General features: G+C 72.9%; 2 protein-coding genes. Both read left to right on the top strand.

Features of this window, described 5'->3' with window-relative positions:
* Positions 1–136 precede the first annotated feature (136 nt).
* Complete coding sequence (locus ACWGH4_RS33860; RefSeq protein WP_453467605.1) at positions 137–1,426, top strand: DUF6986 family protein; 1,290 nt, start codon at positions 137–139, stop codon at positions 1,424–1,426.
* A 73-nt stretch (positions 1,427–1,499) separates the two neighbouring features.
* The coding region (locus ACWGH4_RS33855; protein ID WP_453467603.1) for a protein kinase domain-containing protein at positions 1,500–2,741 on the top strand (1,242 nt) is incomplete at its 3' end.

The raw sequence follows: 2,741 nt of genomic DNA, 5'->3' as shown, positions 1-2,741 counted from the left end.
GTTCGTCACCGCGCGGCCCCGGTCCGTTCCGAGGGACCATTGACGCAGATCACGGCCGCCCCTTAACTTCATTCAACAGAATGTTGAATCCGTGATGCGGAAACCACGGATCCCGAAGTGTGCGGAGGGTGTGGGAATGGGTCAGCAGGAGAAGGTGGCGACGAGCCTCGCGGGCGCGGTCAGCGAGGGCATCAGCGCCTCCCTGGCGACGGTGGACGCGGAACTCGCCCGCCGCTACCCCGGGGATCCGGGCACCCGCCAGCCCGTCCACACCGTCTACGTCCCGGGCAACGACTTCGCCACCGGCACGATCCGCGCATGGGGCGACCAGGCACTCGCCGCACTCGACGAGCACGCGCCCGACGCCCGCACCTTCGCGCGCGTCCTCGGCCTCACGGACGAGCTCGCGGAGCCCGTGTACACCCGTGTTCGCGCCAAACTGGAGCGCGAGCCGATCGAGGACCTGCGCGTCGACTTCGAGGACGGCTACACGGGGGCCGACGAAGACGCGGACGCCGCACGCGCCGCGCGGCTGATCTCCGAGGCGTACGAACAGGGCACCGCCGCCCCTTACATGGGTATCCGGATGAAGTGCATGGAGGCCGCCGTACGCGACCGCGGCATCCGCACCCTCGACGTCTTCCTCACCGGCCTGATGGAACGCGGAGGACTGCCCGACGGGCTCGTCCTGACCCTTCCCAAGGTCACCTACACCGAGCAGGTCACCGCCATGGTGCGACTCGTCGAGGAGTTCGAGAAGGCGCGCGGCCTGGAACCCGGCCGCATCGGCTTCGAGATCCAGATCGAGACGAGCCAGTCGATCCTCGCCGCCGACGGCACCGCCACCGTCGCCCGCATGATCGACGCGGCCGAGGGACGGGCCACCGGACTCCACTACGGCACCTTCGACTACAGCGCCTGCCTCGGCGTCAGCGCGGCCCACCAGTCCAGCGACCACCCCGCCGCCGACCACGCCAAGGCCGTCATGCAGGTGGCCGCCGCCGGCACCGGAGTACGTGTGTGCGACGGGTCCACCAACGTGCTGCCCGTCGGAACGACCGACAAGGTCCACGACGCCTGGCGGCTCCACTACGGCCTCACCCGCCGCGCCCTCGGCCGCGCCTACTACCAGGGCTGGGACATGCACCCCGGCCACCTTCCCACCCGGTACGCCGCCGTGTTCGCCTTCTACCGCGAGGGCTTCGAGCAGGCAGCGGCACGCCTCGCCGCCTACGCCGGCCACGTCGGCGGCGACGTCATGGACGAACCCGCCACCGCCAAGGCGCTCAGCTCCTACCTGCTGCGCGGCATCGACTGCGGAGCCCTCGACGAGGCGGAGGTCGCCCGACTGACCGGCCTCGACCGTGCCGGGCTCGACAGCTTCGCCCGGCCGCGGCGCGGCGACCTGACCGCCACAGCCGGGTAACACCCGGCCTCGGCACCGCGCTGCCCCCTCTAGTCTGTGATCCGTCACTTTCGGAGCGAGGAGCGGGGCAGCGGTGTCAACGGGGGAGAACGAGCGGCTGGCCGGGCGTTACCGGCTGGTCGAGCAACTGGGCCGCGGCGGCATGGGCGTCGTCTGGCGGGCGGTCGACGAGGTGCTCGGGCGCGAGGTCGCCGTCAAGGAACTGCGCACGTACACCGACTCGTCGGCGCCCGAACTGGCCGACCTGACCCTGCGGATGCAGCGCGAGGCACGGGCCGCCGCCCGCGTCCGGCATACCGGGGTCGTCGCCGTCCACGACGTCGCGGAGCACGAGGGCCGGCCGGTCATCGTGATGGAACTCGTCGACGGCCCCTCGCTCGACGACGTGCTGAACACCCGCGGCGTGATGGACCCGAGAGAGGCCGCCGGCATCGGCGCGAGGGTCCTCGAGGCGCTCGCCGCCGCGCACCGCGCCGGCGTGCTGCACCGGGACGTCAAGCCGGGCAACGTCCTGCTGGACCGCTCCGGCCGTGTCGTGCTCACCGACTTCGGCATCGCGGCCATGGACGATCCCGGCGACGGCTCCACGTCCCAGCTCACCCGCAGCGGCGAGATCGTCGGCTCCCTCGACTACCTGGCACCCGAGCGTGCCCAGGGCAACGATCCGGGCCCGGCCTCCGACGTGTGGGCGCTCGGCGCCACCCTGTACGCGGCGGTCGAGGGTTCGTCGCCGTTCCGCCGCACCTCCACCTGGTCGACGCTCACCGCGATCGTCGTCGAGCCGATGCCGGAGGCCCGGCGCGCCGGTCCGCTCGGGCCGGTACTGCGGCAGCTGATGCACAAGGATCCGGCGCAGCGGCCCGACGCCGAAGCGGCAGCGCGGATGCTGTCGGCCGTCGCAGCAGGTGAGGATCCCGCCGGACACACGGCGCCGCTCGTGCCCCCGGCGGACGGACCGCGTGAGCAGCCGCCACCCAGGGTCCCGACCGTGCTCAACGCGGCGCCGTACCAGCCGCAGGGCTTCGGCCCCGCGGAGTCCGGGCCTGTCGCGGGCAGTGCGATGCCCGGTTCCGAGGCGGCGTACGGGCCGCCGGCACCCGGTTCCCCAGGCGGTGCGATGCCCGGCCTCGGGGCGTCGTACGGTCCGCCGGCAGCCGGCTCACCGGTGGCGGGTGCCTCCGGGTCCGCGGAACCCTTCGGTCGTACCGACGGGCGGCCGGTCCGGCCCGGTCGCGGCAAGGTGATGATCGCCGCGGCGGTCGCCGCGGTCCTGCTCGCAGGCGGCGGCGTGACATACGGGCTCGTAGGCAACGAC

The organism is Streptomyces sp. NPDC054847 (assembly GCF_053610925.1).
The sequence above is the reverse complement of the archived record's forward strand: the minus strand, read 5'-3'. Positions and strand labels throughout refer to the sequence as shown.

Coding starts and splice junctions, on each gene's coding strand:
- ACWGH4_RS33860 (WP_453467605.1), top strand. CDS start 137: ATGGGTCAGCAGGAGAAGGTGGCGACGAGCCTCGCGGGCGCGGTCAGC.